Source organism: Novosphingobium sp. B1 (assembly GCF_900176395.1).
Taxonomy (GTDB): Bacteria; Pseudomonadota; Alphaproteobacteria; order Sphingomonadales; family Sphingomonadaceae; genus Novosphingobium.
In genome coordinates, this window is record NZ_FWXL01000002.1 from 347570 (window position 1) to 371636 (window position 24067).

Consider the following 24067-nt stretch of genomic DNA (forward strand, 5'->3'; position numbering starts at 1 on the left):
CCCTCGTCTGCGGCTTCTGCGAGCCTCGGGAGGAAGATTAGCGCGCGGGGGTGCCTGCGGCTTTAGACGCAGATGATGCAGGATTTGACATTTCTTGCGCGCCGCCGCGATGCGTGATCCCGGCTATGGCCTGGCCTTGCCCCAGCGCATAGATCACCTCGGGGTCGAGTGCCGTCAGCGCCATCATCGCGCGGGTGATCCGCTCATAGGTACTGATGAAGGCCCGCAGCTTGTCCTCGTCGACCTGACCGGTTCCGCCACTTTCCACCGCGCGCAGCTTGCGCTCCTGCAGCAGCCGGTTGTCGAAGACGCTTTCGAACGATGCCGGCCGCAGCATCACCAGACGGTCGATCTGCGCGAACAGCGCGGCATAATCGCTCGCCAGGCGTTCGTTGACAAAGCGCCGCCACGCGCCGTCGCGGTCCTGCTCTGCCTCAAGGTCGTTGACGGGTACGGCAAGCTCCCCCGGCTCCTGCGGCTTGGCACCCACGCACCAGCCTTCGAACAGGATCACGTCGACCGGTCCTGCCACGGCGTGCGCCTGCTCCAAAGGCAACCGGTCGTCGATCGCCTTGCTGAACCTCGGGATGCGGGTGGGGCGGCCGGCGGCCAGGTCCTGCAGGATCGCGCTGCCAAGCTGCGTGTCGTGCGTGCCCGGAACCCCGCGCGTGGCCAGCAGCGGATGGACCGTGCGGCCAAGCTCTTCCCGCTCGGCCAGCGTCAGATAGAGGTCGTCCAGCGCCAGCGTCACTGCCTTCAGGCCCAATTCGGGCAGCAGCGCCTGTTCGAGGAACGCGCATAGCGTGGACTTGCCGCTGCCTTGCGCGCCGTTGATGCCCACGACAATCGTCCGGCCCGCCGCCCCATGCCACTGCGCGATCTGCCGGGCGAGCGGCCGCCACCAGCGCTCGACCGTTTCGGCATAGTCCGCCGGCAGCCGCTCGCGCGCGATGATCGTGGCAATGTCGGTCACGCCAGGGCGTTACGCGGTAAGCGCCCCTCGCGCCAGTCGTCGAGATTGGCCAGCGCGCAAAAGCCCATGGCCTCGCGCGTCTCGATCGTCGCGCTGCCCAGGTGCGGCAGCAGCACCGTGTTCGGCGCATCGCGCAGGTCCTGCGACACCGCCGGCTCGCCTACGAACACGTCCAGCCCTGCCCCGGCGATCATGCCCTCGCGCAGTGCCTGCACCAGCGCCGGCTCGTCCACCACGTCACCGCGCGCAGTATTGATCAGCACGGCGTGTGGCCGCATCGCCGCAAACACCTCGGCGCCGATGATCCCGCGCGTCGCCGCGCCGCCCGGCACGTGCAGCGACAGCACATCGCAACTCCCGGCCAGCTCGATCAGCGAAGCGCAATAGCGCGCGCCAAGGTGCTCTTCGTCCTGCGCATCCCCCCGCCGGCGCGAATGATAGGCGATGTCCATGCCGAAGCCGAAACGCGCGCGTTCGGCGGTCGCCTTGGCGATGCGCCCGAACCCGAACAGCCCCAGCGTCTTGCCGCGCAGGCTCGTGCCCAGGAGGTGCGTCGGTCGCCAGCCGGTCCAGCCGCCGCTGCGCAATTCGCGCTCGCCCTCGCCTGCCCGCCGGGTGGTCATCAGCATCAGCGTCAGCGCGATGTCCGCCGTGGCGTCGGTCAGCACGCCGGGCGTGTTGGTCACCGCCACTCCCGCCTCCCGCGCAGCTTCCAGGTCGATGTGATCGACCCCGGCGCCGAAGTTGACGATGATCTGCGCGCGCCGCTCCGGCGCCTGCAGCACGGCACGGTCGATGCGGTCGGTGATCGTCGCACAGATCGCATCGTACTGCCCCATCGCGGCAACCAGTTCGGCAGTGGTGAGCGGCCGATCCTCGGCATTGAACGTCGCGTCATATCGCGCCGCGATTTCCGCCTCGACCCGTTCGGGCCATCTGCGCGTGACCAGCACCCGGGCGCGCGGCACATCATTCATCTATCAGGTCTCCGGTACAGATGCCGCGAAGTATGCAGTGAACGGATCGTCGGCTTCAAGCGGCGCATCGCCTTCGCGCACCGTGGTCCGGCGCATGTCGCGTCGCTCGTTGAAGATATCGAAGTCGCCGCCGCGGTGCATGGTCGTCAGGTTGTCCCACATCACCATGTCGCCCGGTTCATAACGCACGCCGAAGGTGTATTGCGGCTGCGTCGCGAATTCGATCAGTTCCCTGATCAGCGCCTGCCCCTCTTCCCGCGGCATGCCGACCACGTCGAGCGCGTGGCTGCCGATATAGATCGCGGTCCGGCCAGTCGCCTCCTGCCGCAGCGACAGCGGCTGCAACGCCTTGGGACGGCTGTCGATTTCCTCGATGGAGATGGGGAAGCCGGCAAGGAGCCGCGAATACCACAGCGAATGCTCGGCCTGGCCGCTGTCGACCAGCGTCTTCAGCCGCTCGGGCAAGTCCTCATAGGCGCTGCGCATGTCGGCAAAGTAGGTCAGCCCGCCCTCGCCCGGCACTTCATAGGCCAGCAGCAGCGAATAGGCAGAACGCATCGTCATGAACGAGGAATCGGTGTGCCACAGGCGGTCGCCCTTCTTGTGCAGCACCATGCCCTCGTCGACGAGGATTTCACCCGCAGGCGTCAGGTTGCTGGCATCGAAGATCTCGGCATGATCGGGATGGCGGCGCGGCCGGTTCTTCACGGCAGGGGCCTTTTCCAGATGCCCGAAGTTGCGGCTGAATTCGATGTGCGAGGCATTGTCTAGCCCCGTCCCGCGAAACACGCAGACGCCCCACTGGTTCATCGCATCGACAATGCCCTGCCGGTCCTCCGCGCTGATCGGCCCTGAAAAATCCACGCCGGAAACTTCCGCGCCAAAGCGCGGCGTGATGGGAACAACCGTCAGGGTCATGGGCAATACCTTCTTTCAGATCTTGGCTTGCGCAGGTTCGGCCGCAGGTGCGGCACTGCCGTGCAATGGAGTTTGGCGGGCGCGCGCCATGTGGTTGCGGCCCAGGACATAAAGCGAGATCGCCGAAAGCAGCGGCGTCACCGCCAGCGCCGCAAAAAGCTGCTGCGGCGGCAGGTTGGTGGCAAGCAGGTATCCGCCCAGCAGCGGCGCGAATACCGATCCGATCTTGGCCACCGATGTCGCCCAGCCCGCGCCGTTGGCCCTGATCGCGCTGGGGTAGAACAACCCGGCCAGGCTGTGCATGCCAAAGTGCGTCCCGCCGATCATCGCCATGGTCGAAAGCGACAGCAGCGCAAGGCTCGGCAGCGAAAGGTCGGCCAGCCCCATCACCAGCAGCAGCGGACCTGCCAGCGCCGGGTAGAACATGATGGCGATCGGCCCGAAGCGATCGGTAAACCGCATGACAGCAAGGCCCGCCAGCGATCCCGCCACCGAACTTGCCGACATGATCCACGCCGCCTGCGTGCGCGTGAAGCCAACATCCTCGAAGATGATCGGCCCCCAGTTCGACTTGAAATAGACCGCCATCGAACTGCCGATATAGGCCAGCCACAGGAAGGTGGTGACCACGCCCAGATCGCCCTCGAACAGCGCGCCCAGCCGGAACCGCTTCTCCTGCTGCGGTGCGCTTTCGTCAGTCACGACGAAGCGGCTGTCGCGGCTTGCGCCAAGCCCGGGCGAAATGGCGTTGAGGCTGCGCGCGATGCGTTCGGGCGAACGCTGCTTCACGGCCAGGTAACGTGCGGATTCGGGCAGCATTGCCAGCAGCACCGGCACCAGCGCCAGCGTCGCCACGCCCGATGCCACGAACACCGATTGCCAGCCGAAGTGCGGTGCCAGCCACACCGTGATCGGCCCGGCCACCACGCCGCCCAGTGTGTAGCCCAGCATGATGATCGTCACCACCGAGGCGCGATAGCGCGATGGCACGAACTCGATGTTCAGCGCCCACGCCAGCGGCATCAGCCCGCCCAGTGCCACCCCGTTCAGGAGGCGCAGCACCAGCAACTGCTGCATGTCGGCCGCAGCCGCCAGCGCCAATCCGGTCAGCCCGAAGGCGGCAACCGAGGCAATGATCACCGGCCTGCGCCCGAAGCGGTCGCCCAGCCAGCCAAAGGCAATGCCGCCCACCATCGCCCCGAACACGCCTACCGAGAACAGCTCGCCCAGCGAAATCGCATCGGCGCCAAAACCGTCGCGCAGGTATGGCGCCACGAACGAGATGACCAGCATGTCGAAGCCATCAAGGAACGTCACCGCCCACGACAGCAGCACCAGCCGGATCACGAAGGCATTGATCTTCTGTCGTTCGATGACCTCGGTCACGATAATCGTGGCAGGCGGCTCGGCGGATTGCGTTGCAGTGGTCATGGGCTTTGATCCTGATCGGGCTCAGCCACCGAAGTGGAAGCGCGCCCCCACCTTGAACGCACGGCCGACCGGATCGAACAGGATCTGGTTGGTACCGCCCGACGGCCCCGGAATGGCCGGCGGATCGCGATCGAGCAGGTTGTTGACCGTGGCGAACAACTGGAAGGTGCGCCCATTGCCGGGATCGATGTTCACCCGCGCCGTGAGGTCGAGGTAGAAGCGGCTCGGCACGCGGTTGTTGTCGACGCTGTTGGGCAGCGTCACTGCATAACCATCCTGGTCCGGCCCGACGAAGTTGGTCCAGTACAGGCCCGAAGGGATGTAGCGGCCATGCCCGGTCAACTGGAAATCGTCCTTGGTCCAGGTCAGCACGCCGTCGATCACGTAATCGGGCACGCCCGCGATCGTCCCGGTGCGCTGGCCAGTCTGCCCGGCGCGATCCACTTCGCCCAGCGCGTCGGTCGTGGTCAGCTTGTCGGTGATGTTGGCGATGACTTGCGCGTTCAGGTTGCCGAGGCTGCCCAGCGGTTGCTGGTACTGGAACTCGATGTCGAAACCGCTGGTCTTGAGCGCGTTGGAATTGAGGATCACGTCGCGCACTTCAAGGATCTGGTTCGAAGCATCGCGGGTGATCTGGCTGCAGAACGCCGTCGCGCCCTGTGCACAGCGGTTGACCAGCGTCTGCGCACCCAGCGCACCGATCGCATCGCGCACCTTGATGTCGTAATAGTCCACCGAAAGCCGCATACGGCGGAAAAACCCATCGCTCGGCGCCACCACCACGCCCAGCGTCAGGCTGTCAGCCTTCTCCACGCGCAAGTCGGCATTCGATCCGGTGATGACGTTGGGATTGGTCTGAAGTCCGCCGTTGAGCGGGTCCGACAACCCGATCGAGCGGCGCGTCAACGGCCCGAACAGTTCGAAGATGTTGGGCGCGCGGATATCGCGCGAACGCGTGCCACGCAGGCGGATGCCCGCCACCGGTTCATAGACTGCGCCAGCCTTCCACGTCGTCACTGCGCCCGATGTGCTGTAGTCGGTGCGGCGGATCGCCCCGTTGAGGTCCAGCGCATAGCCCAGCGGTGAATCGCGCAACACCGGCACCGCGATTTCGGCAAAGGCCTCCTTCACGGTCACCCCGCCCGAAAGCGCCGAACCGTTAAGCGAATAGAACCCGTTGGCCGCTGATATCGCATCGGTCGTGCCGTTCACCGTGTCGCGGCGATACTCAGCGCCAATGGCCAGTGCCACCGCGCCGGCCGGAAGCTGGAACAGGTCACCGCGCAGATCGACGCCAGCCACATGCTGCTCGTTCACCGTGCGCTGCAGCCCGTCGCCGGTGATATAGGCCAGTGCCTCTGCGCTGTAGTTGCCTTCGCCGAAGGGGTTGTAGGGCCGGCACGCCGCATCGTCGTTGGCCGTGCTGGCATCGGCGTTGACCCGGCACACGATCTGCCCGTTCGCTCGCACCGCATCGGTCGCCTTCAGCAGATTGGCCTGATTGATCAGGTTGGTGGCGGTCTGCGTGAAGTTGGTCCTGCCATACTGGTACGATGCCTCGACCGTCCACGAACTGCCAAGGTCCGCCTTGATGCCCAGCACGCCGCGATAGGTTTCGGTCGTCGATGTCGCCCGGCCGGGGCCGATATCGAACGCCGCCTTGCCAAGGATGAACGATGAAACGCCATTGGCGTCCATCGCTGCGGCAACCGATGCCGGAATGAACGGATTGTTCCGCTTGATGCGGCCCAGCAGCGTCCCGTTGAAATCGCGGAACAGCGCGCCGTCGACCGATCCCGTCACCTTGCCATAGGACAGGTCGGCACTGAGCGTCACGGCATCGGTCAGGTCGGCAGTCAGTGCGGTATAGGCCGAAACGCGCTCCAGCGGCACCTTCAGCTTGAGGCCAGAGATGAAGCCGTTGCGCCCCTGCCCTTCTCCGCCCAGCATGAACAGCGGGCCTACCAGTGTGCCGTACTGGAACGGGGCAGGCGTGCCATCGGCCAGGAACTTGGTGCCGCGCAAGGGGTCGGTGGCGGTCGTCCCGATCACCTGCCCTGCGGCGTTGTACGACCGGTTGATCAGCCCTCCGGGAGCCATCGTCGAGGTATTGACCCCGGCAATGATCAGGTTGGCCGGCAATCCGCCCGCTCCCGGCGCGGTATTGCCCAAAATCAGGGTCTGGCTGTTGCAGAAGGCCCGCGTCGTGCAATTGCCCAGGCCCTCGAGCTTCTCGTACTCGATCGCGCCGATCACGTGGATGCGGTCGCCAATTCGCGTGCCGCCGGCAAGGCTTGCAAAGATGTTGCCGTCATCGCCGCGCTGCGAAACGCCCCCGGCAATCTGCCCGTCGAGCCCCTCCTTCTTGCGGTCGAGCACGAAGTTGACCACGCCGGCCACTGCGTCAGAGCCGTAGGCCGCCGAAGCGCCGCCCGTCACCACGTCGATCGTGCGGACCAGCGATGATGGAATGAGGTTGGTGTCGACCGAACCCTGCACCGTGCTCGGCACGAAGCGGCGTCCGTCGACGAGCACCAGCGTGCGCTGCGGATCAAGAGCGCGCAGGTCGAGCAGGCGGGCACCGATATTGCCGCCGAGGTTGGCCTGCGCGGCAGGGCCCGACGAAGGCCGGAAGCTCGGCAACTGGTTCAGCGCCTCACCCACGTTGTTGATGCTCAGCGCGTTCAGCCGCTCCGATCCGATCGAGGTGACCGGCGTCGGTGCCTTGAAGCTGGAACCCAGCCGCGTTCCGGTAACGACGATACCGGCTTCGGGCACTGCGTTGCCGTCTGCCTCAGCCGCGTCTGCCGAGGCAGCCTCAGTCCCGCGCGAACCTTGCGCTGTCTGGAGCGGGTCCTGCTCCTGCTGCTGATCCTGGGCCATCGCAACGCCCGGCGTCATCGCCAGAATTGCAAAGATCAGGGCGGTCCTGCTGGCGGCGTTGCGCGCCGCATGCGTGCTCGTTTGCATCCTTGATACTCCCACTCGCGGCACGTCTAAAGCGAACCTCGGTACATATTTTTATGTACCTTGATACGCATATCGTCAACAGCCAAATGGTAACGCGCGTCAAATGGCGTTTGGCGGCGACTGGAAACGGTCGCTAGAAGCAGCCATGCGGCCCGCAAGATGGGCAGGAAGGGGACTTGGGGTGAAAAGCGAACAGGATCAGGCGTTTGACGCCTTGGGCGTGTTTGACAGAGATACGCCGCAATACCGCGCCTACTTTCCCGAAGATTCGCGCGATGAGGCCGAATTTCAGCTCACCCGCATCCTCGCCATCTCGGCGCGGCGCTGGGGCACGCATGTCGAAAGCCGGATGCTCGCGCGGACCGGGCAGTCGCGGTCGCGCTGGCAGACGCTGTTCGTGCTCAGCGTCGCGCAGCCGCCGGTAACCACCTCGCTTCTTTCCGAACGCCTGGCCATCCAGTGGCCGCCACTGGTCCGCACGCTCCATTCGCTCGAAGCCGATGGCCTGATCCGACGCTACGCCAACCCCCATGACAAGCGATCGCGCTACATCGAGATCACCGATGCGGGCCGCGCCGTGGTCGACCGGGTGCAGCCGGTGCTGTCCGAGATCCGCACCGAAGTCTTCGCCAACCTCACCGAGGAGGAAGTGCGGATTGCCACCCGAATCCTCGAGAAGATCGCCACCGGGGTGGCCTCGGCAAAGCCGGACACTGACTGAGGCTTTCGGCACGCACATCGTTCATCATGATAGGATACCAAAGCGTCAGTTTGGTATTCTCTTCGATTGACGCGAGCGTTCCCGGCGGGTAACCATCCGTCCCACGAATGGCTCTCGATCCTGGCGCCTTGACCCTCGCTTTCCGGCGCGGCCAGCTTGATGCCCTGGCCGCCACGCACCTTGCCAAGGGCGGGCTTTATACCCCGGAAATGCAGAAAACGCTGGCTTTGCGCCTGCTCGGCCGCGCCTGGCAACAATACCGCGAAGACCGCGCGATAACGCTCGGCAGCAGGCTCGTCGGCGCGGAATGCGCAGCAGAGCGCGACGCGTTCCTTGCCCTTCTGGCGCGCGCCCTCCCCTCGCCCTCCGTGCCGCTCATGGAGGCGATCCGCACCGTCCGCCGTATCGCCGTGGCTCCCCTTGCCGCAGAGGCCCGTCAGGCGGCTGAAATCGAGGCGCAGAGCACGGCACAGCTCGATGCCATCATCGCCACGCTCGAAGGCGGACGCCTGCCGGACGAACCGCTCGAGCGCCTTCTCGCGATCGTCAACCAGCACCGCTATTCGCTCGGCCCGGCGGGCGAAGCGCTGGCCGCCACGGCGCACAGCCCGTGTTGGGCGGTCAACCTTCTCGGAATAGCCCGCCCAGAGGCGTTCGCGCTTTGCGCAGTCCCCCTCCCTTGCCCTGCGCTCGTGCAACGCCGCCTGTGGCGTGCCGACCTTTCCAACGAATCTCAACGCAGCCGCGCCCGCGATGGCCTGCTCGACGCCCTGCAGGACCTAGCCTGCGATATCGATCGTGTCTGGCGCGCCTCTCGCCGCTTCGAGGCCGAATTCCCGCATCTGCGCTCTCACGCCCGCCTTGGGCACGCCTGGCATCTGATGGTCGGGCTTGGCGAACTCACTCCCGCGCAGTTGGCCCGTGCCCTTCCCGCTACGAAGGCGGGCGCAGGCAAGTTGCTCAGGCAGTTGGCCGATGCACGCTTCGTCAGGGCCGGCGGATCGTTCGAACCCTTCGCTTGCAGCCCTTTGCCTTCGGCCGCGTTCGGGGCCGTTACCCCGTAAGCCAGGACCGCTGCCCTTCTCTCCTTTTTCCAAACCAGGAGCGAAACTTCTTGGGAGTTAGAAGGTCTTTAGAGTGAGTTAGACAGGTTAAGCGCCGCGGCACGGGGTGCGAATCGCGATATCCGCGCGAGTCGGGAGCTTCAGCCTGTTCCCGGAGTGTCGGCGAACTGTTCCCGAAAGGTCGGTGACGCGTTCCTGATAGATCGTTGCATCGTTCCTGAAAGGTCGATGGCGGCGCAAATCGTGTTCCTGATGTATCGATGGACCGGAGTGAGAGCTGCACCGACCCGGGTTATTGAATCAGTTTCCAACACATCGGGCGCGGAGACGTTCAAATTCGGTGGACAACCTGAAGCCCCTGTTAACACGATCGCTGCGGCTTCGGGGCAGCCGACACTTCGGGAACGCGCGATGGCGCTACTGACCGAAGGACACGACATTTTGAGAACGCGAAGACGGCGCAATGGCCCGCAGTTATCCGGCAGATGCCAATCATTCGTCAGCCGCGAAGGGTGTGGCCGTGCTTCTCGTGATGGCGCTTCACGAAGCCGATGAACGCCTTCTGCCAATTCGCAGGCAATCGTGCCGCATCGGCGTTGACCCACTTTTCAAATTCGGCATGGAGCGCATGAAGGTCCCAGCCGGGGCAGGTTTCGCGCAAGTGCGCAATCGTCTCATCAGCCATGAAGCCACGCGTAGCATTGTCGCTAAGGCCCTTCACCGTCTTGCGGATCAGCGAAGTCACGTCGACAGTCGCCGTCTTGGCGGCAGGTTTCATCTGGTGTTTCCCCGGGGAAACACGCTTTGCACCGCTGCTTCCCGGTGTCGCCGAAGCAGCGACCGGGACGCTTTGCTGGGCAGTCGTAGCCCCCCTGCCCTGCACAGGCAACGCTGGTTCGGCTCCGTCCTTGCCGTCTATGCGTCGCATCCGCAGCATCGGCTCGCCGCCCTTGGCCGTCTCGACGCTGAGGCCATATCCCGGCAGCGCATCCTTTTCGGCGAGCTTCAGGATCTCGAACTTGAAGCGACGATATTCGCCTTCCGCGCCCGATTTCTCGAACAGCGTCGGCATGGAGATGGCAAAGCCCTCTTCGCCTGCTCCGCCCGCATGCTTGCGCGCCACCTTGTAAAGCCACCGTTCGCGGCCACCGGTGATGTCGAAATAGGCGCGGTCGATGGAGAGCACGCCGCCCTTCATCATCACGCCTTCCCAGAACCAGTTCGAAAGCTCGATCGTCATCCCGCGCGAACGCTCAGTCTTCTCATCGACGAGCTGTGTCCAGCCATCGAGCCATGAGAAAGTGGCCTCGCGCCGGTTCTCCGCACGGATATTGGTCTTGATCGTGGTCGCCACCAGACGGTCGAGCGCTTGCCCGAGCAATTCGTAGGCGCGGCCCGTGGTAGGTCTCCCGATGGCCCGGAGCAGGTCGTAGGGCATCAGGTTCAATTTGCGCGGAACGTCGTTCACGCCGCGCCGCGCCATGTCGGCGAGGACGCTGGCGCAGTAGATCAGGATATCGGCGTCCCAGATCGTTGCCATGCCGTATTCGGGGCTGGCCGATACGTGGACCCACAGCTTGCCGTCGGGCGAGGTGTAATCGATCGGCTTGATCCGCTTGGACTTGGCGAGGCTGAAGAAGGGGCGCTCCATCATCTCGCGTTGATCGCGCATCGGCATGTCCGCCACGTAGGGCAGGAACAGGTCGAACTGGTCGCCGCCCTGACCCTTACGGGTTGGCGTTTGCGGCTGGGGCGGGGCAGGGCGGGCGCGCGTCAAGGAACGGGTGCTTTCGTAGATGTTTCCCCGGGGAAACACCGTTGCAGGGGATGTCTGTCAGAGATGGGTTGGCAATGTTTCCCCGGGGAAACACGGCGTTCCACGCGAAATCTTATGTACCGCGCGCCTACAAACGTCGGGGAGGCGGTAAGAGGGCCGGATTGGATAGCAGCGCATGCGGAATCCCTTGCCCGGCGGGGAAGGGGGGCGGAAATCCGTTTGCAGCTGTCAAATGGTTCGATGCCCTGGAGCCGATGTTTCCCCGGGGAAACATCCGTGACTGGTGACCGGGCGGCGCGCCGGGGCGGGGAAGGGGACAAGCATGTTTCCCCGGGGAAACATCCGGAAAGGGAGGCTGGCAGGCCCTGATATCTATGCCGCTTGATGTTCCTCCCCCCGCCTCGCATCAGAGCAGGACGCTCCGCCCCTGCTGCTCGAGATCGTACATCGCCTCGCGAACGAGATCGAGCAGGGCATCGAGATGCAGGCCGGACCCTGCGTGGAAGCGGACCGTCACGCCTTGGCGATTGATCGAACGCAGCGTCGCTGCCGGACGGCCGCCCCGACCGGTGATGACGATCTCGCGCGGCTGCGCTTCATCGGCCTGCGATGGCTGGCGCGCTGACAGCAGCCGCGAGATGACCTCGTTGGCGGCAATCGCCGGATCACCAGCCTTGCGCCGCTCGTCCTGCAGCCGGGCCAGAGCCTTGGCCTCGCGCAGGATTGCCGGGGCGAGTTCGCGATTGTCGAGCATCTGGGCGAGGGGATAGGCAGGCTTGAGCTGGACATCGGCCGGACTGGCGAAGGCCGAAACCACCGCATCGGGAAGGCTCGCAACCTTGAGCATCTTCGAGAGCCAGCCCTTTGACAGGTTGAGGCGCTCGGCCATGCGGGTCATGTAGTTGCCGTAGTGATCGTGGAGCGCCTGGGCATAGTTTCGCGCGCGTTCCAGGTCCGACACGTCCTTGCGGGCGCGGTTTTCGAGGTCAGCCAGCCGGAAGGCGGCTTCATCATCCAGTTGGGCAACTTGCGCCACGAACTGCATGTCGGGATAGGAATGCTTGCGCAGCCACGAGATGGACCAGTGGCGGCGGGTGCCGGCGATGACCTCGAAATCGTGGTTCGGGTCACCATCGATACGGCGGACCACTGCCGGCACCTTCTGGCCGCCTTCGGCAATGATCGAATCGATCAGTTCGCGGCACGAATCGACAGTAAGGTGTTCGTAAGAGCGGGCATTGCCCGTCCACACGCGCACCCGCGCCGGGTCGAGCAGAAGCTGCGTGACCTGGCGCACCTCGCCGCTGGCGACGCGGGCCAGCGCACTTTCGCGGCCGAGAAGGGTCGTGCCGCGAAGGCGTTCGTTGCGTGCCGGGGCAGGGGGCGGAGCAGGCGCTTCGCTCTCCGCTTCAATTGCTGCGGAAGGGGTAACTTCCGCCTTTGTTTCAAGCGCTTCCTCATCTGCCAGCAGGCTTGCGAGATAATCGGATTGCTTACGCGCCATAAGTCACCTCGTTCGAAAAGGCGCGGAACATAAAGTGAACGATTGCCTGTAGGAAAGATGTTTCCAATGCGCCGGCCATAAGGTCAGGCATGGATCACGTCCTCTTCCCTCGCCGGAGCGACGCGGCCCCAGCCGGCGCGGACGAGCTGTTCGATTTGTCCCATCGCCTCGTCAAGGTTGGCGCGGCAGCGTTTGTGCGTGCGCGGGGTGCCGATCGGCTTTTCCAGTTCGTAGACCGTCATCATGCGAAGGGCCGCATGGCTGATCTCGGCGCTTTCGAGGATGGGGACGGGTAGCAGCGCAGGGCCGAATGTCTGCTCCATGATGGTGCGGACCATTTCGTGCGAAGGATCGCCGCCATCGAATTTCGAGCAGATCAGCCGGACGAAGCTGTAGTCAACCGCGATGCCAGCTTCGATGAGCTGGGCGATAACCTGGTCCATCATCGAGAGGAACTGCACGGTAGAGCAGAAATCGGGCGTGGTGGCGGCCAGCGGGACGAGTAGCGCGTTGGCTGCCTGCATCACCGCCAGCGAGATCGTGCCGAGCGCGGGTGGTGGATCGAGGATCACCACGTCGTAATCGCGGGCCATGTCGAGCAGCCCGGCCTTCAATTTGCGAAAGCGCGCGGCGAGCACCGATTGCCCGTCAGAGCCAGCAGCGGCCAGTTCGTATTCGACATCGAACAGTTCGAGGTTCGACGGGATCAGGTCGACATTGGGCCACGGCGTGCGCTTGACCGCGTAGAGCAGGTCGGTCTGGGTCGGGTCGATCGAAAGATAGGGATAAAGCGTTTCGTCGCGGGTGATGTTGAAATGCGGATTGAAGCCGAACAGTGTCGTCGTCGTCGCCTGGCTGTCGCAATCCACGACCAGCACGCGATAGCCCTGGACCGCGAAGTAATGGGCAAGGTGAGTGGTCACGGTGGACTTGCCGACGCCGCCCTTGAAGTTCTGCACGGCGATGATCGCCGGAACGTCGAGCGGGGCGCGGGCAGGGGAGGCGCCGAGCACTTCGCGCATGTGCATCAGCTCTTCCATCGAATAGCCCAGCCGCCGCCCGTTTTCACCCGAAGGGGGCGGGGGCAGGCGGCCATCGTCTTCGGCCATGCGGATGCGATTCGTCGAGCAGCCGAGCAACTGTGCGGCCTCGGCGATTCCGACACGGACGTTGAGTCCCTTGCGACTGTCTGGCAGGAAAGCCTTGCGGCGCAGGCGCTCGATCATCTTCTCGCCAGCTGAGGCAAGATCGCCGATCTGGCTGACTATTGAATTCTGATCCGACATCGCCCGCCTGTTTGAAGGTGTTTGGCGGCGTGGCTAACAGAATTCCTTCATTTGCGCAATCGCATGACGGTGATGTTTCAATCTTTGCGACGGGTTGCGTTTCAGGCGCGCCGGCGCTCGTCCGTCATCATGCCGCCGGTGTCGAGCCACCTTGCGGCAAGATCGCTGGCAACCATGGCCCGGCCATAGCGGAAGCCCTGCGCCTCGTTGCAGCCGAGTTTGCGCAGGACCTGCTCCTGGGCCTGGGTTTCCACGCCTTCGGCGATCACTTCGAGGCCCAGTTCCCTTGCCATGACGGCGACGGCGCGGACAATCGCGGCATCGGCTTCGACCCGATCGATCTGCGCCACGAAGCTGCGGTCGATCTTGAGGCGATCGAGAGGGAAGCGGCGCAGCAGGCTGAGCGAGGCGAAGCCCGTGCCGAAATCGTCGAAGGCGATGTGCACGCCCATCGCCCTGATCCGCTCCAGCACGCGCGAGGCGTGATCGTTCTGGCGCAGCACGGTGTTTTCAGTGACTTCGATCTCGAGCATTTCGGGGGCGATGTCGTGGGACGCAAGGGCTGCGGTGATCACGCCGGGCAGGCGATCGCTGCGCAGTTGCGCGGCGAAGAGATTGACGCCCATGCGCACGTGACCCAGCCCCATCTCGCGCCAATGCGCGGCTGTGCGGCAGGCCTGGGCGATGATCCAGTCCCCGGCCTCCTCGGCCAGGGTGCTGTCCTCGAGCACCGAGATGAAGGCATCGGGATGGAGCAGGCCCAACTCTGGATGGTTCCAGCGCAACAGGGCCTCGACGCCGCGCAACTCGCCGGTCGCCAGCGAAACCTGGGGCTGGAACCACATTTCGAGTTCGCCCTCGGGAAGGGCGCGGCGCAGTTCGAGGCCGAGGCGGTGGCGCTGTTCGGAGCGGTTCTGCATGGCGGGGACGAAAAAACGCCGCATGCTGCCACCCGCCGCCTTGGCGCTGTAAAGCGCCAGATCGGCGTGGGCGAGCAATTGCTCCACGGTCAGCGCACGGTCGGCAGGTCCCGGCACATCGGTCGGCGGCGTCTCCAACCGTCGCTCGGACAGCGAGACAAGGCTGGATGGCACGCCTTCGCCACCCGGAGCTTCGCCCGTACCGGCAAAAAGGGCGATGCCAAGGCTGGTCTCGACGAAAAGATGCTGGCCGGCCACGTCGAAAGGAGCCTTGAGGCAATCGAACAGCGCCGTGGCTGACCGGTCTGCCGCGAGCGGATCGGCGCAGTTGGGCAGGATGACCGCGAATTCATCGCCGCCAAGACGCGCCACCATGTTGTCGCCACCGACTGCGCCGCTCAGCCGCCGGCCCACCATGGCCAGAAGGCTATCGCCGACGCTGTGGCCGAGCGTATCGTTGATGTGCTTGAACCCGTCGAGATCGAGCAGCAGGAGCGCGCACGGGGTGCCGGCGCCGTCGTTGCTGCCGATGAGTTCGGCAAGGCGCGCCTGCAGCGCATGGCGGTTGGGCAGCGACGTTAGCGTATCGCAATGTGCAAGGTGTTCAAGCCGGCGGGTGGCTTCCTGGCGATCGGTGATGTCGCGGATCAGCGCGCCGAACATGCGCTGCCCGTCCTCGTTCCACGTCGATAGCGAGAGGTCGACGGGGATTTCGTGGCCCTCGGCATGAAGCGCAAGGATCTCGACCGCGTTGCCGGCAAGGCGCGAGCGGCCGCTGCGCACCACGCGCGACAGGCCTGCGTGATGGGCGTCGCGATGGCGTTCGGGAATGATAAGCGAAAGCGGCTGGCCGATGGCCTGTTCGGCGCTGTAGCCGAAGAGCGCCTCGGCTGCAGAGTTCCAGGAGACGATCAGGTTGTCTGGCCCGGCGCAGATCGCCGCGGTGGACGAGCCAGCAAGCATCTGCGCGAAACGTCCCTTGCGCTGCCCTGCCGTTTCCAAAGCGGTACTCCTCGACGCGGACCGGACGTGACAAACGCGCTCGGCTGGATGCAGATCACTAAGCCTCAGCGGTTAACATGTTGCGCGATAAGCGATTATCGGTGCTAGCCACCGGATAACTACTTAGACGGCACACCGTAAAACCCGAGCAATCGCCCGCAAGGCCGCACAAGCCGGGGAACCGGCAGTCCGGCATGACGTTTGGCGCGAGGGGCGCCTTCATCCGTTTCGGTTCTTCCTGTGCCGCCGGGAAGTTTCGACGGACCGGCATTTGCCCCGGATTCAAGGGGACATGCATGCCACAGGCCGCGGCCTATGAATTCAAGCCGCACGAGAGGCCGACTTTGCCGGGCTCGCCGGCGAACCCGGATCATCCGGCACGCCGCCGCGTGGCCTATGGCGCGATCGGCGTGCTGATCGGGCTGGCAGGCGGGCTGGGCAATGCGCTGATTGCAGTGAACCTGCCCTTTGCGCAAGGCACGCTGGGGCTGGGACCAGACGAGGCGGCCTGGCTGACCGCAGCCTATCTGATGACCAATACCGTCGCCAATCTGGTTCTGGTGAAATACCGCCAGCAGTTCGGGCTGCAGCCGTTCATTCGCTGGATGCTGGGCATCTATGTGGTGGCCACGGTGTTGCACCTGTTCGTCCACGGCTTCTGGTCGGCCATTGCGGTGCGCGCCGCGGGGGGCCTTGCCGGCAGCGCGCTTTCTACACTGACGATCCTGTACCTGATGCAGGCGATGCCCGCGGCAAAGCGGCTGGCCGGACTGATGATCGGCATTTCCGTGCCGCAGATCGCCACGCCGCTGGCGCGGGTGGTCTCGCCATCGCTGCTGGTCTCGGGCGACTGGCACATGCTCTACTGGTTCGAACTGGGGCTGGGGCTGGCGAGCCTTGCCGCAATCCTTGCGCTGCCGCTGCCGCCGAGCGAGCGGACGAAAGCGTTCGAAAAGGGCGATGCCCTGAGCATCCTCCTGCTGGTCCCGGGCATGTCGCTGCTGATCGCAGTGCTGACGCAGGGGAGGATCGAGTGGTGGACGAGCCGGCCATGGATGGGCTGGGCGCTGATCGGCGGGCTGGTGCTGGTCGTCACTGCCTTCGTGCTGGAGCACTTTCGCCGCAATCCGCTGATCAACACGCGCTGGCTGGGCACGCGCGAGATGGTGCGGCTGATCGGCATAGCCGCCGCTGTGCGCATCCTGCTTTCGGAACAGGCTTTCGGCTCGGTCGGGCTGCTGACCGTGGTGGGCCTGAACAACGAGCAGATGGTCGGCCTCAACCTGGTGATCATTGCCGCCTCGCTGGCGGGGCTGGTGGTCGGCCTGCTTACGATCAATCCGGCAAAGCCCGCGCGGCCATTCTCGATCGCGCTGGTGCTGATCGCGATCGGCGCTTTCATGGACATGGGGTCGACCAATCTGACGCGGCCGGAAAACTTCTATTTCAGCCAGGCGCTCATCGGCTTTGCCTCGATCCTGTTCCTGGCGCAGGCGATGATCGTGGGGCTGGCGCGCACGCTGCTGGCAGGGCCGCGCAACTTCGTGAGCTTTACCGTGCTGTTCACGATGAGCCAGTCGCTGGGCGGGTTGCTGGGCGCGGCGCTGCTCGGCACGTTCCAGGTGGTACGCGAGAAGATGCATTCGGCCGAGCTGGTGCAGCACATTGTGCTGACCGACCCGCAAGTGGCTGCGCGGATCGCGTCGGGCGGGCGGCTGGTCGCACGCACCATCGGCGATCCGGTGCTGCGCAATGCCCAGGGCGCCGGCATCCTTTCGCAGCAGGTCACGCGCGAGGCCAATATCCTGGCGTTCAACGATCTGTTCCTGCTTGTCGGTGTGCTGGCCGTGCTGGCGGCGATCTGGACCTATTTCGAACGCTGGCGGATGCAGCGCCGGGGCGAGGAATCGCCGCTGGTGACTCTGCAGAAGCTGCAGATGCAGGCCGCTGCGGCGGCTGCGCAACCTTCCACCCCCGACCCGGCCACCCCCAACACGCCAAGGACACCCGAATGAGCGAGACCGATGCAGCCCCTGCCGATGGCTGGAAGCCGCCGCGCCCCAATCGTGGCCGGCTGGCGCTGATTGCACTGGCCGTGCTCGGCGCGGTGGTGGCGGTGCTCTATGCCTGGCACCTGCCGCCGTTTGCGGGCCTCTCGCAATCGACCGACAACGCCTATGTCCGAGGCAAGACGACGGTGATTTCCCCGCAGGTCAGCGGCTATGTCACGCAAGTCTTCGTCAAGGACTTTGCGCGGGTGAAGAAGGGGCAGGCGATCGCGGTGATCGACCAGCGCCAGTACAAGGCCAAGGTCGAACAGGCCCGCGCCAACCTTGCCGCTCAGGAAGCCTCGCTCGCCAATTCGCAGCAGAGCGAGCGATCGCGCAAGGCGGCGCTGGGCGGGCAGGATGCAGCAATTGCCAGTGCGCAGGCCAACCTTGCCAAGGCCCGGGCAGACATGGCGCGCGCATCGGCGCTGGTCGGCGATGGCTCCATCTCCGAACGCGAGCGCGACCAGACCCGCGCCGCGCTGCTGGCGGCAGAGGCGAGCGTGCGGCAGGCACAGGCCGCGCGCGGGGTGGGCGAGCAGGACGTCAAGAGCGTGATCGTCGGGCGCGGCGGACTTGCCGCCTCGGTCGAGGCAGCGCGGGCGCAGTTGCACGCGGCGGAAGTCGATCTCGAAAATACCGTGATCCGCGCGCCCGAGGACGGGCAGCTTTCCGAAGTGGGCGTGAGACTGGGCGCGTTCGTCACGGCGGGCACGCAGCTGCTGTTCCTGGTGCCCGACGAGATCTGGGTGATCGCCAATTTCAAGGAAGCGCAGACTGCGCGCATGGCGGTGGGCCAGCCGGCGAAGTTCAGCGTGGATGCGCTGGCGGGTGAGGAACTGACCGGGCGGGTGGAGAACATTGCGCCGGCAGCAGGTTCGGAATTCGCGGTGCTCAAGGCGGACAATGCCACCGGCAACTTCGTCAAGGTGGCGCAGCGGATCGCGGTGCGGATCAGGGTCGATCCGGGGCAGCCGCTGGCGAAGCGCTTGCGGCCCGGGATGTCGGTCGAAGCGCGCGTGGATACGGGTCAATGAGGCGGCTTGGTCTTGTCGGGCTGGTGCTGCTGGCAGGCTGTGCCGGGCCGCAGGTGAAAACCGCGCAAGTGCCGCCGGTCGAGGCGCCGGATGCGTTCCGCGTCGATCTGGGACCGGGCGTGCCGGTGACGGCAGACTGGTGGCGCAGCTTTGGCGATCCGCAACTGGCGGCGCTGGTAAAGGAAGCACTGGCGCGCAATGCCGACATCAATATCGCTGCAGCCCGCGTGCGCGAGGCGCGGGCCCAGCAGGATCTGGCACGCTCGGCCATGCTGCCTTCGCTCGACGCGGCGCTGGGGGCGACGGATTCGCGCACGATCAGCCCGTTCGGCACGCCCGTGGTGCAGCGCGCGGCGCAGCCACAGTTGCAGGCAGCGTGGGAAGTGGACCTGTTCGGGCGGCTTTCGGACCAGGTCAGCGCGGCGCGATCCGGATGGCTGGCGAGCCAGGCGGCGCGTGATGCAGCGCGGCTGTCGGTCACTTCGGCCACGGCCAATGCCTATGTCACGCTGCTGGCGCTGGATGACCGGCTGGCGCTGGCGCAGCGCACGGCGCAAATCCGCAAGGGATCGCGCGATCTGATCAAGCGCCGTGTGGACGTTGGCTATTCCCCCAAGCTGGAATTGCAGCAGGCCGAGGTCGATTATCAGGCGGCGCTGGCGCTGGTGCCTGCGCTGGAGCAGGCGCGGGCCAAGGCGGAGAACGCCCTCAGCGTGCTGGCAGGGCGCGTGCCGGGGCCGGTCGAGCGGGCCGAGGGACTGGCCGCGCTGACCAAGCCGCCAGTGCCTGAGGCTCTGCCGTCCGAACTGCTGCGCAGGCGGCCCGATGTGGCGCAGGCGGAATATCAGCTGGCAGCGACCGACAGCAATCTGGCGGCGGCGCGCAAGCGCTTCCTCCCATCGCTCAGGCTTTCGGCGTCGGCGGGCGTCGCGTTCTCGAACCTGCTCGCCAACCCCGTGGGACTGTGGTCGATCGGCGGGAGCATTCTGGCGCCGCTGTTCGAAGGCGGGCGCCTGCGCGCCGGGGCGGAAGTGGCAGGCGCGCAGCGCGATGCGGCGGCCTTTGCCTATCGCAAGGCGGCGCTGACGGCGTTTCGCGAGGTCAACGATGCGCTGGCTTCGGTCGATGGACTGGACCGGCAGGTCCTGATCCAGACCGCGCAGCGCGATGCCTTGGCCGAGGCCTATCGGCTTTCGAGCAACCGCTATCGCGAGGGCTATTCGCCGCTGCTCGAACAACTCGATACGCAGCGCGGGCTGCTGAGCGCGGAACTGGCGTTGATCCAGACGCGCAGCGACGCGCTGGCCGCGCGGGTCAGCCTTTATCAGGCGCTGGGCGGTGGCTGGAATGCCGAGGCGCTGGCAACGGCGAACGACAGGTGAGCGCGATGTTGACCACGATCATGCGCCTGGCAATGGCATTGGCGTTGCTGACGACGGGAGCCGCGGGCGCATTCGCGCAGGAGGCGGGCAAGCTGATCGAGGCCGCGCCGCTGGCCGAGACGCCGGGCGGGATGCAGGCTTGGATGATCCGCTATGTCACGCAGGACGAAGCGGGCCGGGCGGTGACAGCGAGCGGCGTGGTGGTTGCCCCGCGCGAGGCGCTGCCGACGCAGCCGCGCCGCGTGATTGCCTGGGCGCATGGCACCTGGGGCGTGGCGGCCAAGTGCGGGCCATCGCTTTCACCGCGCTTCTTCGAGGCGACGCCGGCGCTTTCGCAGATGGTGGCCAAGGGCTATGTCGTGGTGGCACCGGATTATCCGGGGCTGGGCAGCGATGCCGAGATGGTGCACCCCTATCTGGCAGGGGTCGACACGGCGCGATCGGTGATCGATGCGGTTCGGGCAGCGCGCGGGATTGCCGGGGCGGGCGCAGGACCGCGCTATGCCGTGTGGGGAGAATCGCAAGGCGGGCACGCCGCGCTGTGGACCGCCGCGCAGGCGAAGGGTTACGCGCCCGATCTCATGCTGGTCGGCACCGCCGCTGCTGCGCCGCCGACCGCGCTTGCCGCCAATCTGGCGCAGGCCTCCGACGCAAATGCGCGGGCGATGCTGACGGCGTTCCTCGCCTATAGCTGGAACGCGCATTATGGCGCGCCGCTGGCCTCGCTGTTCAACCGCACCAACCAGGGCGTGGCGACACGGCTGGCGCGCAACAATTGCATCGCGCTGGACGCTTCGCCCAAGCTGGGCACGGTGCTGGGGGTTCTCTCGGTGAAGGCGGCGCTGAAGAGCAAGGACATCGGCAGGATCAGCCCGTGGTCGGCGCTGGCACGTCGCAACAGCATCGCCGCCGCGGCCGTTCCCGGCCCCTTGCTGCTGGCGCAGAGCGTGGCAGACCCGATCGTGGCGCCCGCCGTGACGCGGGCCTTTGCGCAGGCCTATTGCCGCAGCGGTCGGCCCTTGCGCTGGCTGAGCCTGCCCGGCGGCGACCATGGCCACAGCGCGCGTGACAGCGTGGATGCGACGCTGGCGTGGATCGACGCCCGCTTTGCCGGGGCGCCCCTGCCGAACGATTGCGCGGCGGTTCAGGCGGGCGGCTGAGCGCCGTTCAGCAGAAACACCACGTAGCCCCTGAACTGCGGGTGCGCTTCGAGGCCGGCGGGGGCCTGCCATTCGCCCCCTTCGACCAGCGCGACGCGGAAGGGAATGGGAAACCGGGCCATCCTGGCGAAATAGGCTTCGTAGCCGGGGATGGTGGTGCGGTTCTGGTAGGTCTGGACGACGACTTCATCGACCGTGCCGGCAAGTTGTGCGAGCGCCTGCGGATCGCCGTGCGCGCTCCAGTCCATCAGGCCGGTGATCGAGAGCTGCCACTGGCGGGGCAGGGCGGCGCGCAAGGCCTTGAGAAAAGCGGCGTAGTTGCCGATGCCGCGCGTGGCCGCGTCAAAATCGATCTGCAGCCCGGCGACGGTGTTGCCGGCGGCTTGCCATTTCTCCAGATCGGCCAGGATGCTGGCCATTACCTGTGGGCGCGTCGCCGGTGTCCAGTCGAGGCGGTTGGCGCGGACGACGAGCCAGAGCGTCCGGCCGGGCAGGAGGGGGGTGCCCATGCGCAGGCGGTGAAGAGCGGCAGGCGCGGGGCCGGATCGGACTTCGCCATCGAGCAGATAGACCGTCTTTGCCGTGGTGCCGGGGGCAGGGGTAACGCCGGGCCAGACGTAGATCGCATCGTGCGCGGCGGCCATGACGCGCGGTGCTTCGGGCGCGCGTTCGCACGCGCCGAGCATCGCGCAGGCCAGCAGGGCGAGGATTGCGCGGCGGATCACCAGTAGAATTTCAGGCTCTTTGCCCACTGGCTGTTCGGGTACTTCTGCTTGAGTTCGGTAAACCAGGCCTTGCGCGTGGCCTGCGGCGCCTGTTGCGCCTCATAGTCCTGATAGGTGCGGGCAGGGCCGGCGCAGCCGTTGTTGCCGGACGGGGCATAGCAGCGGATCGCGCGGTAGAGGGCATAGGCGCGCAAGTCAGGCGCGGCGGCCTTGTCGGCAATTATCGCGGCGTAGATCATGTCGCGCGACAGGGCGCGGCCGGGGAATTGGCTGGTGCCCTTGCCCAGCACCATGGCGCCATCGCCAGGTGCATAGAGCGCGAAATCGTCAAAGCCGTTGAGCCGCCAGAAATCGCCGAGGCACAGCCGCGCGCGGGCGTCGGCCGGCGTGCGGGCGAGCGTGGCGGCGGTTTGCGCCAGGGCAGGGCAGGCAAAGCCATCGGACCAGCGGCCCCGGGCAAAGATGCCTGCGGGAATGCTGTCCTGCCGCGCGAAATCCCACATCCCGCCATCGACGTTCGCCGTGGCGGGGACCAGCGCGAGATCGCGGGTGAAATCGGCATAGGCGCCGGTGGTCAGGTCCTTGTGCAGCAGAGTGAAGCGGGCAACGTCGCGTTCGTGGCCGGGACGCGCTGCGTCTGCCGCACTGGCGCGCAGCGTGGCGGGGCTGGCCAGCGTCTGCAGCAGGATCTCGCGGATCGACTGGTCGGTGACCGGCGATCCGGGGGCGAAGACCTGTTCGACGCGCCCATCGCGCTGCCAGCGCAGGGCAAGGCCCAGTTCGGCCAGCGGGCGCTGGTACTGTGGCGCGGCACCGCCAAGCAGTTCGCGCCAGAAGCCAGCCTCGTTGGGATCGCGCAAGGTGGCAAGCGCCTGCCCGCGCACCATCTGGCGGCTGAAGGCCAGCGGGGTGAAGCTGCCCTGCCGCGCCGCATCGGGCAGGAGGGCAAGCACCGGACGGGCATTCTCACCGGCGGCGAGGACCCGGCTGGCCTGCAGCAGGCTGTAGATTTCAGGCTGGCCGGCGAAGGCCTGCTTCTGCGCGGCGAGATCGGCGGCGGTGAGGCCGATGGCACTTTCGCCCGTCGGGCGCATGCGCTTGATGTCGGCCACGGCAAGGAGCAGCGGCGTGCCCGCTTGCGGGGTGAGCACGGTGCCGAGGTCTTCGCGTTCGAACAGCTTGCGGTCAATTTCCTCGACAAGATCGGCGGCGGAGGGGCTGGTCGCCGGGGTGGCGGCAAGCATTGCCTCGTAGGTGCGGGCAAGGCCGGTGATGTCACCGCCGAGCCAGGCGACGCGGCGCTTCAGTCCCTGCGCCGAGGCAGCGTAGCGGCCCTTAGGGTAGGCCTTGAGATAGGCGTCGATCGCCGTGCGGGCTTGGGTTACCGCCGGCTTGTCGACCTTTTCGGCACCGGCAAAATCGCCCCATTCGTTCACCGCGTTCGCCACGGCGGCGCGCAGGCCGATGCGGATCGGCATGTAGGCAGCGGTTTCGGCAATCCATGGTGACGAGGCGCGGGTGAGGGCGGCAAAGCCTTGCTTGGCGGCCGTGTAATCGCCCTTGTGGAAGGCATCGGCGGCCTTGAGGTAGCTAACGAAATCGCGCGCGTCCTCGCCGGTGACTTGCGCATCGGGCCAGGCGCCATCGTGGCAGCCAGCGGTCTCGCGCAAGGTGGTGAGCGTGGCGCGTTCAGCGGCGGAGATGCCCCTGGCCGAGGCGAGCGCGGCAAGGAAATCATCGGTGCCGGGGACGGCAGCCTCGCACGCGGGGGCGGGGGCATCGTAGTTGGGTGCCGGCGGCACGGATTCGGGCCAGAGCGCGGCGCGCAGGCCGGGCCATGTCATGTAGGTCTTGCCGAACTGAGGATCTTCGGGATCGACACGCGGGGCAATCGCCGGGGCCTTGGCCGTCCCAAGGCTTTGCATCAGCATCAGCAGATTGATCCGGGTATCGTTGCCGGGGCTGATCATCGCGCGGCCTGCGCAATCGTAATCCGAAGCGCCAAGCTGCCACCCGGGATAGCAGGAACTGTCGGCGCAGGCCCACAGGGCCGTGGCCGTGGCCAGCCCAGCCACGCTCAATCCAATGGCGGCGCGGCGGATCGTGCGGATGCGGGGGCGATTCGGCGGCAGGTGTGTTGTCATGCTTGAGGGGATGATCAATCGATGGCAG

General features: G+C 66.1%; 17 protein-coding genes. 6 read left to right on the forward strand and 11 right to left on the reverse strand.

The window, feature by feature from the left end; translation table 11 throughout:
* Window positions 1-37: 37 nt before the first annotated feature.
* Genes B9A23_RS05045 through B9A23_RS05065 form a run of 5 tightly spaced genes read right to left on the reverse strand, consistent with a single transcriptional unit; the run spans window position 38 to window position 7269 of the window.
* Window positions 38-973: a kinase gene (locus tag B9A23_RS05045; protein ID WP_139797328.1), complete on the reverse strand. Its 936-nt coding sequence runs from the start codon at window positions 971-973 to the stop codon at window positions 38-40.
* Window positions 970-1950: a 2-hydroxyacid dehydrogenase gene (locus B9A23_RS05050; RefSeq protein ID WP_084277747.1), complete on the reverse strand. Its 981-nt coding sequence runs from the start codon at window positions 1948-1950 to the stop codon at window positions 970-972. Before B9A23_RS05050 ends, B9A23_RS05045 begins: the two co-directional genes overlap by 4 nt.
* Before the next feature lie 3 nt (window positions 1951-1953).
* Window positions 1954-2868: a TauD/TfdA dioxygenase family protein gene (locus tag B9A23_RS05055; protein WP_254894996.1), complete on the reverse strand. Its 915-nt coding sequence runs from the start codon at window positions 2866-2868 to the stop codon at window positions 1954-1956.
* Window positions 2869-2883: 15 nt separating this feature from the next.
* A complete protein-coding gene (locus tag B9A23_RS05060; RefSeq protein ID WP_084277749.1) occupies window positions 2884-4299 on the reverse strand; it encodes an MFS transporter in 1416 nt (471 codons plus the stop codon).
* 21 nt (window positions 4300-4320) lie between these two features.
* Entirely contained in the window at window positions 4321-7269 is a 2949-nt protein-coding gene (locus B9A23_RS05065) for a TonB-dependent receptor domain-containing protein (protein ID WP_084277750.1), read from the reverse strand.
* A gap of 181 nt (window positions 7270-7450) precedes the next feature.
* Between B9A23_RS05065 and B9A23_RS05070 the strand changes: the two genes are divergently transcribed.
* Together B9A23_RS05070 and B9A23_RS05075 are read left to right on the forward strand one after the other, a co-directional pair.
* Window positions 7451-7990, forward strand: a complete 540-nt coding sequence (locus B9A23_RS05070) for a MarR family winged helix-turn-helix transcriptional regulator (protein ID WP_254894997.1) — start codon at window positions 7451-7453, stop codon at window positions 7988-7990.
* A gap of 107 nt (window positions 7991-8097) precedes the next feature.
* On the forward strand, window positions 8098-9054 hold the full coding sequence (locus tag B9A23_RS05075; protein WP_139797329.1) for a hypothetical protein: 957 nt from the start codon (window positions 8098-8100) through the stop codon (window positions 9052-9054).
* A 499-nt stretch (window positions 9055-9553) separates the two neighbouring features.
* Here the strand turns inward: B9A23_RS05075 and B9A23_RS05080 are convergent, their stop codons facing one another.
* The 4 genes from B9A23_RS05080 to B9A23_RS05095 form a co-directional block, all read right to left on the reverse strand.
* The gene (locus B9A23_RS05080) at window positions 9554-10756 is read right to left on the reverse strand and encodes a replication initiator protein A (protein ID WP_254895015.1); all 1203 of its coding nucleotides are present in this window, start codon (window positions 10754-10756) and stop codon (window positions 9554-9556) included.
* A gap of 481 nt (window positions 10757-11237) precedes the next feature.
* Complete coding sequence (locus B9A23_RS05085; protein WP_084277751.1) at window positions 11238-12335, reverse strand: ParB/RepB/Spo0J family partition protein; 1098 nt, start codon at window positions 12333-12335, stop codon at window positions 11238-11240.
* Window positions 12336-12418: 83 nt separating this feature from the next.
* Window positions 12419-13621 carry an AAA family ATPase gene (locus B9A23_RS05090; RefSeq protein ID WP_084277752.1) on the reverse strand — a complete coding sequence of 401 codons (1203 nt, stop codon included), beginning with the start codon at window positions 13619-13621 and terminating at the stop codon, window positions 12419-12421.
* A 101-nt stretch (window positions 13622-13722) separates the two neighbouring features.
* Entirely contained in the window at window positions 13723-15543 is a 1821-nt protein-coding gene (locus B9A23_RS05095) for a putative bifunctional diguanylate cyclase/phosphodiesterase (protein ID WP_084277753.1), read from the reverse strand.
* Between the two features lie 296 nt (window positions 15544-15839).
* On the opposite strand from B9A23_RS05095, the gene B9A23_RS05100 reads away from it, so the two are divergent.
* From B9A23_RS05100 to B9A23_RS05115, 4 genes are read left to right on the forward strand one after another with little or no spacing between them, the layout of a single operon-like run.
* Window positions 15840-17558 (forward strand): MFS transporter, encoded by a 1719-nt coding sequence (locus tag B9A23_RS05100; protein WP_176217885.1) that lies wholly within the window; start codon window positions 15840-15842, stop codon window positions 17556-17558.
* A complete protein-coding gene (locus tag B9A23_RS05105; RefSeq protein ID WP_084277755.1) occupies window positions 17555-18628 on the forward strand; it encodes an HlyD family secretion protein in 1074 nt (357 codons plus the stop codon). Before B9A23_RS05100 ends, B9A23_RS05105 begins: the two co-directional genes overlap by 4 nt.
* Entirely contained in the window at window positions 18625-20010 is a 1386-nt protein-coding gene (locus B9A23_RS05110; protein WP_084277756.1) for an efflux transporter outer membrane subunit, read from the forward strand. The genes B9A23_RS05105 and B9A23_RS05110 overlap by 4 nt, the downstream gene beginning before the upstream one ends.
* Before the next feature lie 5 nt (window positions 20011-20015).
* Entirely contained in the window at window positions 20016-21170 is a 1155-nt protein-coding gene (locus tag B9A23_RS05115) for an alpha/beta hydrolase family protein (protein ID WP_254895016.1), read from the forward strand.
* Here the strand turns inward: B9A23_RS05115 and B9A23_RS05120 are convergent.
* Window positions 21155-21922: a DUF3142 domain-containing protein gene (locus B9A23_RS05120; RefSeq protein WP_254894998.1), complete on the reverse strand. Its 768-nt coding sequence runs from the start codon at window positions 21920-21922 to the stop codon at window positions 21155-21157. The genes B9A23_RS05115 and B9A23_RS05120 overlap by 16 nt on opposite strands.
* Complete coding sequence (locus B9A23_RS05125) at window positions 21892-24039, reverse strand: PA5441 family protein (protein ID WP_084277758.1); 2148 nt, start codon at window positions 24037-24039, stop codon at window positions 21892-21894. The genes B9A23_RS05120 and B9A23_RS05125 overlap by 31 nt, the downstream gene beginning before the upstream one ends.
* Between the last annotated feature and the right edge of the window lie 28 nt (window positions 24040-24067).

Bases quoted from the DNA above. Each gene is read 5' to 3' on its own strand.
- B9A23_RS05050 (WP_084277747.1), bottom strand. From the start codon at position 1,950: ATGAATGATGTGCCGCGCGCCCGGGTGCTGGTCACGCGCAGATGGCCC.
- B9A23_RS05085 (WP_084277751.1), bottom strand. From the start codon at position 12,335: ATGGCGCGTAAGCAATCCGATTATCTCGCAAGCCTGCTGGCAGATGAG.
- B9A23_RS05090 (WP_084277752.1), bottom strand. From the start codon at position 13,621: ATGTCGGATCAGAATTCAATAGTCAGCCAGATCGGCGATCTTGCCTCA.
- B9A23_RS05100 (WP_176217885.1), top strand. From the start codon at position 15,840: ATGCCACAGGCCGCGGCCTATGAATTCAAGCCGCACGAGAGGCCGACT.
- B9A23_RS05125 (WP_084277758.1), bottom strand. From the start codon at position 24,039: ATGACAACACACCTGCCGCCGAATCGCCCCCGCATCCGCACGATCCGC.
- B9A23_RS05065 (WP_084277750.1), bottom strand. From the start codon at position 7,269: ATGCAAACGAGCACGCATGCGGCGCGCAACGCCGCCAGCAGGACCGCC.
- B9A23_RS05110 (WP_084277756.1), top strand. From the start codon at position 18,625: ATGAGGCGGCTTGGTCTTGTCGGGCTGGTGCTGCTGGCAGGCTGTGCC.
- B9A23_RS05060 (WP_084277749.1), bottom strand. From the start codon at position 4,299: ATGACCACTGCAACGCAATCCGCCGAGCCGCCTGCCACGATTATCGTG.
- B9A23_RS05075 (WP_139797329.1), top strand. From the start codon at position 8,098: ATGGCTCTCGATCCTGGCGCCTTGACCCTCGCTTTCCGGCGCGGCCAG.
- B9A23_RS05115 (WP_254895016.1), top strand. From the start codon at position 20,016: ATGTTGACCACGATCATGCGCCTGGCAATGGCATTGGCGTTGCTGACG.
- B9A23_RS05055 (WP_254894996.1), bottom strand. From the start codon at position 2,868: ATGACCCTGACGGTTGTTCCCATCACGCCGCGCTTTGGCGCGGAAGTT.
- B9A23_RS05105 (WP_084277755.1), top strand. From the start codon at position 17,555: ATGAGCGAGACCGATGCAGCCCCTGCCGATGGCTGGAAGCCGCCGCGC.